The sequence below is a fragment of the Klebsiella sp. MS 92-3 genome (assembly GCF_000195655.1).
Lineage (GTDB): Bacteria > Pseudomonadota > Gammaproteobacteria > Enterobacterales > Enterobacteriaceae > Klebsiella > Klebsiella pneumoniae.
Map to the genome: position 1 here is coordinate 27635 of NZ_GL882739.1, position 5930 is coordinate 33564.

Here is a 5930-nt window from a genome sequence, read left to right on the forward strand (position 1 = left end):
CGCGGATTACCGCGCTCGTGAAACGTTGCCAGCCTGACGCCACTCGGGCGCCGGCCAGATAAAGTGCATCGACACCATTCTACTTTGCCCGCATACTGGGTGTTGCTTTTTTGAACCAGGAACGAACCTCTGACAATGAATTTACAGCATCACTTTCTGATTGCCATGCCCGCGCTTCAGGACCCCATTTTCCGCCGCTCCGTAGTCTATATCTGCGAGTACAACGACGAGGGTGCCATGGGCATTATTATCAATAAGCCGCTGGAAAATCTGCAGGTGGAAGGGATCCTTGAGAAGCTCAAAATTGTCCCGGAGCCGCGCAATCCAGAGATCCGTCTGGATAAACCGGTGATGCTGGGAGGCCCGCTGGCGGAAGACCGCGGCTTCATTTTGCATACCCCGCCCTCTGACTTTTCCTCGAGCATTCGCATCTCGGATAACACGGTGATTACCACCTCGCGGGATGTTCTTGAAACCTTAGGTACCGATCGGCAGCCGGGCAACGTGCTGGTTGCGTTGGGCTACTCTTCGTGGGAGAAAGGGCAGCTGGAGCAGGAGATTTTAGATAATGCCTGGCTCACCGCCCCGGCGGATCAGAATATTCTTTTCCGTACGCCGATCGCCGATCGCTGGCGCGAGGCGGCTAAACTGATTGGTATCGACATTGTGACGATGCCGGGCGTCGCGGGGCATGCGTGATGAGCGGAACCTTTCTCGGCTTTGACTTTGGCACCAAAAGCATCGGCGTGGCGGGGGGACAACGCATCACCGCGACCGCACGACCATTACCGGCGCTGAAGGCGCAGGACGGTAAACCGGACTGGAACGTCATCGAAAAACTGCTTAAAGAGTGGCAGCCTGAGGCGGTAATCGTCGGCCTGCCGCTCAATATGGACGGCACCGAGCAACCGCTGACGGCGCGCGCGCGTAATTTCGCCAATAAAATTCATGGCCGCTTTGGCGTCGCGATCCTTCTCCACGATGAACGGCTGAGTACGGTTGAGGCCCGCGCGGGCCTGTTTGAACACGGCGGCTACCGGGCGCTGAATAAAGGCAGCGTCGATTCGGCCTCTGCCGTAGTCATACTGGAAAGCTACTTCGAGCAGAGCTTTTAAACTCTGCCCTCCTGCGCCGCCGGCGGACCGCTGACGGCGCACGTTTACCCGCTTAGTGGCGCAGATGTTCGTTAGCCCAGCTCACCGCCTGGGTGCGATTTTTCACGCTCAGTTTACGAAACACATTGTACAGGTGCGTCCGCACCGTGTTCTCGCTGATAAACAGCGCGCGGGCGATATCCAGGTTCGTCGCGCCGCAGCGCAGTTCGTTGAGGATCTCGCATTCCCGCTCGGTCAGCGGCGAGTTCTCTACTGGAGTCGATGCATGGTCCGCAGCGTACATCGCCGGGTGCATCACGCTCAATTCAGCCGTCTGCTCGCCGTTCAGCACGGCCTTAACGCCCTCAATTAAGCGCGATTCATCATCGTCATGACGGAACACGCCATATAAAGCCGGCCACTGCGCCATTTCGTATAGCTCATACTTTTGTGCGCTATTAATAATCAACAAACGAGGATTGTCTGCCTGCAGGCGAATAATATCCCGCCACACCCCGTTTAATTTCTTATTTGACACTGCAATATCAAATAATATTACAGAATCTTTTGCCAAACGCTGCGCCAGCGGTTTATTAATATTTTGTAAAACCACCGGTGCCATCAGGGTTTCGCTCAGATAGCTGGCAAAGGCTTTGCTTTGAATAGACGGGTGGGTAATAAAGGTTACCTGACGAGAAGATGATGAATTTCCATTTAAATTAATCACTTAAAACTCTCCTTAGCTGTTACCCACCGCCATGGTGGTTAAATGAATAAAAAAAGATACAAACAGTCGTGAATTTATAAATCACCAAGGTAATTTACAAACTGAAACGTTATTCCATGAGAATCATCCTATTCCCACAAACAGCATAAATCGAATGACTCAAAGCTGTCAAAAGATAATCAAACTTTTTTCCTGGAAATGCGTATTCACTGTCGACATATCTAATCTGAATGTGTTATTTGAATTTATAATCAAAAGTTATTTGTATTACCAAATAATATTAATAAACAACAAATAAACATTCATCTAACATATCATTTAACCTGTCATATCAATCTCTTTCTCATCTTATAGCGCGCCTGCAGCGACACGTTGCTGAAAACTCTGGGTAAAGGTCAACATTCCGGCCTGCATCCCGGTCTGCATCACACCAGGCAATTGATGTACTTTTCCTTCACGGATCAAATTCGCCACCGCTGGCGTGTTGACCAGAAGCTCGTATAGCGCAACTCTCCCGCCCTGACGTGCAGGTAACAATTTTTGCGCCAGCACCGCGCACAGGCTTCCGGCAAGCTGGCTACGAACCTGATCTTTCTCCTCCGCCGGAAAGACATCGATCAATCTCTCCACCGCCGGCGCCGCGCCGCGGGTATGTAATGTCGCCATTACCAGGTGCCCGGTCTCCGCCGCGGTTAACGCCAGGCGAATGGTTTCGCTATCGCGTAGCTCCCCGAGCAGGATCACATCCGGATCCTGGCGCAGCGCCACGCGGAGCGCCGCGGCGAACGAAGGACAGTGACGGCCAACTTCCCGCTGCTGGATCAGACAGCGCTCGCTGTGATGAATAAATTCCACCGGATCTTCAAGCGTCAGAATATGGCCATCAAGATGCTGATTGAGGTGCCCCACCATTGCCGCCAGGGTGGTCGACTTGCCGCTGCCCGTCGCTCCGGTGACCAACAGCAAACCACTCTCTTCCGCCAGCAGTTCGCTCAGCGCAGGCGGGGCGCCGAGCGTGTCCAGACGCGGGCACTGTTCAGGAAGGAGGCGCAGCACCAGCGATATCCCACGCGTATGGGCGAAGGCGCTGGCGCGCAGCCGCGCACCGCAGGCCAGGGTCAGCGCAAAGTCAATCTGGCCGTGTTCCTGCCAGTGCAGTAACTGTGCGGCATCGAGCCAGTCGTTGAGTAAATTCGCAATATCCGGCGCGGGAAAGGGCGCGGGCTGCAGCCTGCCCTGCCGCCGCCAGCGTGGTGCGGCGGAATTGCACAGGTGTAGATCGGAGACATTATGCTTTACACTAAGGGCTACGATTTCTTCCAGCTTCATAACTCATCCTCGGAATATGAACGATATTGCGCATAACCTGGCACAGGTCCGGGACAAAATCTCCGGTGCTGCCGCCCGATGCGGGCGTGCGCCAGAAGAAGTGACATTGCTTGCAGTGAGTAAAACGAAACCTGCGAGCGCGATCGAAGAAGCCATTGCGGCAGGCCAGCGGGCATTTGGTGAAAACTACGTCCAGGAGGGCGTGGAGAAGATTAACCATTTCCAGCAGGCTGGCGTCAGCGGGCTGCAGTGGCACTTTATTGGCCCCCTGCAGTCCAACAAAAGCCGGTTGGTGGCAGAGCATTTTGACTGGTGCCACACCGTCGATCGGCTGAAAATCGCCACCCGCCTGAACGAGCAACGCCCGGCGCATTTGCCGCCGCTGAAGGTGCTGATTCAAATTAACATCAGCGATGAGCAGAGCAAATCCGGCATCCCGCTGGAAGCGCTCGACGGCTTAGCGGCGGAGATCGCTGAGTTACCTCATCTGGAACTGCGCGGCCTGATGGCCATCCCCGCGCCTGAGTCAGAATATGTAAGGCAGTTTGCCGTCGCCCGGCAAATGGCGGTAGCATTTGCGCGATTAAAAACGCGGTACCCCACGGTCGATACGTTGTCTCTGGGAATGTCGGACGATATGGAAGCCGCAATCGCGGCGGGAAGCACGATGGTGCGCATCGGTACAGCCATTTTTGGTGCGCGCGACTACAGCAAATAATAAGGAATCTGAGGAACGCCATGAAGACGTTGACTTTCCTGCTTTCAACGGTCATTGAGCTTTACACGATGGTCGTGTTGTTACGCGTCTGGATGCAGTGGGCGCGCTGCGACTTTTACAACCCGTTTTCGCAGTTTGTGGTGAAAGCCACGCAGCCGATTGTCGGACCGCTGCGCCGGATTATCCCGGCAATGGGGCCGATTGACAGCGCCTCGCTGCTGGTGGCATTTATTCTCTGCGTCATCAAAGCGATCGTGCTGTTTATGGTGATCACCTTCCAGCCGATCATCTGGATCTCCGCTCTGCTTATTCTGCTGAAAACCATCGGCTCGTTGATCTTCTGGGTACTGCTGTTGATGGCGATCATGAGCTGGGTCAGTCAGGGCCGTAGCCCGGTGGAGTATGTGCTGATGCAGCTGGCGGACCCGCTGCTGCGCCCTATCCGCAACCTGCTGCCGTCGATGGGCGGTATCGATTTCTCGCCGATGGTGCTGGTACTGCTGTTGTACGTAATCAATATGGGCATCGCCGAAGTGCTGCAGGCCACCGGTAATGTACTGCTGCCGGGGCTGTGGATGGCGCTATGAGTGCCGTTGAAACCTGCGCTGACGGGCTGGTGTTGAGGCTGTACATTCAGCCTAAGGCCAGCCGCGATAGCATCGTGGGCGTACATGGCGACGAGCTTAAAGTCGCCATTACCGCCCCGCCCGTTGATGGCCAGGCCAATGCCCACCTGGTGAAATTTCTCGCCAAACAGTTCCGCGTCGCCAAAAGCCAGGTACTGATTGAAAAAGGCGAGCTGGGCCGCCATAAGCAAGTTAAAATCATCGCCCCACAACAGATCCCGACTGCGGTCGCGGCGCTAACTGAATAAACAGGATTCATCATGCAAAAAGTCGTCCTCGCTACCGGTAACGCCGGCAAAGTGCGCGAACTGGCCTCGCTGCTGGAAGATTTTGGTCTCGATATCGTCGCTCAGACCGAGCTGGGCGTGGACTCTGCGGAAGAGACCGGCCTGACCTTTATTGAAAACGCGATTCTGAAAGCGCGCCACGCGGCGCAGATCACCGGCCTGCCGGCCATCGCCGACGATTCCGGTCTGGCCGTCGATGCTCTTGGCGGCGCGCCGGGTATTTACTCCGCCCGCTATTCCGGCGTCGATGCCAGCGACCAGCAGAATCTTGAGAAGCTGCTCGACGCGTTAAAAGACGTGCCGGACGACCAGCGTCAGGCCCAGTTCCACTGCGTGCTGGTCTATCTGCGCCATGCCGAGGATCCCACGCCGCTGGTGTGCCACGGCAGCTGGCCTGGGGTAATCACCCGACAAGCCGCCGGTCATGGCGGCTTCGGTTACGACCCGATCTTCTTCGTCCCGTCAGAAGGGAAAACCGCGGCCGAACTGAGCCGTGAAGAAAAGAGCGCCATTTCCCATCGCGGGCAGGCGCTGAAACTGTTACTGGAAGCATTACGTAATGGCTAATTTGCCGCCGCTGAGTCTCTATATCCATATTCCCTGGTGCGTGCAGAAATGCCCGTACTGCGATTTTAATTCGCATGCGCTGAAAGGCGAGGTGCCGCATGATGACTACGTCCAGCATCTGCTGAACGATCTGCAGGCTGATGCGCACTATGCCCAGGGACGGGAAATAGGCACTATTTTTATCGGCGGCGGTACGCCGAGCCTGCTGTCCGGCCCGGCCATGCAAACCCTGCTCGATGGCGTCCGCGCCTGCCTGCCGCTGGCCGCCGGGGCGGAAATCACCATGGAAGCCAACCCGGGTACCGTGGAGGCCGATCGCTTCGTTGATTATCAGCGCGCCGGGGTGAACCGCATCTCCATCGGCGTACAAAGCTTTAGCGAACCGAAGCTGCAGCGCCTGGGGCGGATCCACGGCCCGGAGGAGGCCAAGCGCGCAGCACGTCTCGCCAGCGGCCTCGGCTTGCGCAGCTTCAACCTCGACCTGATGCACGGTCTGCCGGACCAGTCGCTGGAGGAGGCGCTGGACGATCTGCGTCAGGCGATTGCCCTCAACCCGCCGCACCTGTCGTGGTACCAGCTGAC

Annotated in this window: 9 protein-coding genes; 7 read left to right on the top strand and 2 right to left on the bottom strand. The window is 56.3% G+C overall.

Going from position 1 to position 5930, the window contains the following annotated elements; translation table 11 throughout:
* Positions 1 to 135: 135 nt before the first annotated feature.
* Positions 136 to 699 (top strand): YqgE/AlgH family protein, encoded by a 564-nt coding sequence (locus HMPREF9538_RS23105; RefSeq protein WP_002916603.1) that lies wholly within the window; start codon positions 136 to 138, stop codon positions 697 to 699.
* Positions 699 to 1115 (top strand): Holliday junction resolvase RuvX, encoded by a 417-nt coding sequence (ruvX, locus tag HMPREF9538_RS23100; protein WP_009484129.1) that lies wholly within the window; start codon positions 699 to 701, stop codon positions 1113 to 1115. The genes HMPREF9538_RS23105 and ruvX overlap by 1 nt, the downstream gene beginning before the upstream one ends.
* Before the next feature lie 52 nt (positions 1116 to 1167).
* Here ruvX and HMPREF9538_RS23095 read toward each other — a convergent pair whose 3' ends face one another.
* On the bottom strand, positions 1168 to 1821 hold the full coding sequence (locus HMPREF9538_RS23095) for a LuxR family transcriptional regulator (protein ID WP_002916607.1): 654 nt from the start codon (positions 1819 to 1821) through the stop codon (positions 1168 to 1170).
* Positions 1822 to 2169: 348 nt separating this feature from the next.
* A complete protein-coding gene (locus HMPREF9538_RS23085; RefSeq protein ID WP_004900568.1) occupies positions 2170 to 3150 on the bottom strand; it encodes a type IV pilus twitching motility protein PilT in 981 nt (326 codons plus the stop codon).
* 16 nt (positions 3151 to 3166) lie between these two features.
* Between HMPREF9538_RS23085 and HMPREF9538_RS23080 the strand changes: the two genes are divergently transcribed.
* The 5 genes from HMPREF9538_RS23080 to hemW form a co-directional block, all read left to right on the top strand.
* Positions 3167 to 3868: a YggS family pyridoxal phosphate-dependent enzyme gene (locus tag HMPREF9538_RS23080; RefSeq protein ID WP_004144780.1), complete on the top strand. Its 702-nt coding sequence runs from the start codon at positions 3167 to 3169 to the stop codon at positions 3866 to 3868.
* Between the two features lie 20 nt (positions 3869 to 3888).
* Complete coding sequence (locus HMPREF9538_RS23075) at positions 3889 to 4455, top strand: YggT family protein (protein ID WP_002916613.1); 567 nt, start codon at positions 3889 to 3891, stop codon at positions 4453 to 4455.
* The gene (yggU, locus tag HMPREF9538_RS23070; protein ID WP_002916614.1) at positions 4452 to 4742 is read left to right on the top strand and encodes a DUF167 family protein YggU; all 291 of its coding nucleotides are present in this window, start codon (positions 4452 to 4454) and stop codon (positions 4740 to 4742) included. Before HMPREF9538_RS23075 ends, yggU begins: the two co-directional genes overlap by 4 nt.
* A 12-nt stretch (positions 4743 to 4754) precedes the next feature.
* A complete protein-coding gene (locus HMPREF9538_RS23065; RefSeq protein ID WP_002916615.1) occupies positions 4755 to 5348 on the top strand; it encodes an XTP/dITP diphosphatase in 594 nt (197 codons plus the stop codon).
* Positions 5341 to 5930 (top strand): radical SAM family heme chaperone HemW (gene hemW / locus HMPREF9538_RS23060; protein ID WP_009484130.1); only part of this gene is annotated, 590 nt, incomplete at its 3' end. The genes HMPREF9538_RS23065 and hemW, both read left to right, overlap by 8 nt.

What these genes read in the sequence shown, in the direction of transcription:
- HMPREF9538_RS23105 (WP_002916603.1), top strand. Translation starts at nt 136, where the DNA reads ATGAATTTACAGCATCACTTTCTGATTGCCATGCCCGCGCTTCAGGAC.
- HMPREF9538_RS23065 (WP_002916615.1), top strand. Translation starts at nt 4,755, where the DNA reads ATGCAAAAAGTCGTCCTCGCTACCGGTAACGCCGGCAAAGTGCGCGAA.
- HMPREF9538_RS23085 (WP_004900568.1), bottom strand. Translation starts at nt 3,150, where the DNA reads ATGAAGCTGGAAGAAATCGTAGCCCTTAGTGTAAAGCATAATGTCTCC.
- ruvX (WP_009484129.1), top strand. Translation starts at nt 699, where the DNA reads ATGAGCGGAACCTTTCTCGGCTTTGACTTTGGCACCAAAAGCATCGGC.
- HMPREF9538_RS23080 (WP_004144780.1), top strand. Translation starts at nt 3,167, where the DNA reads ATGAACGATATTGCGCATAACCTGGCACAGGTCCGGGACAAAATCTCC.
- yggU (WP_002916614.1), top strand. Translation starts at nt 4,452, where the DNA reads ATGAGTGCCGTTGAAACCTGCGCTGACGGGCTGGTGTTGAGGCTGTAC.
- HMPREF9538_RS23075 (WP_002916613.1), top strand. Translation starts at nt 3,889, where the DNA reads ATGAAGACGTTGACTTTCCTGCTTTCAACGGTCATTGAGCTTTACACG.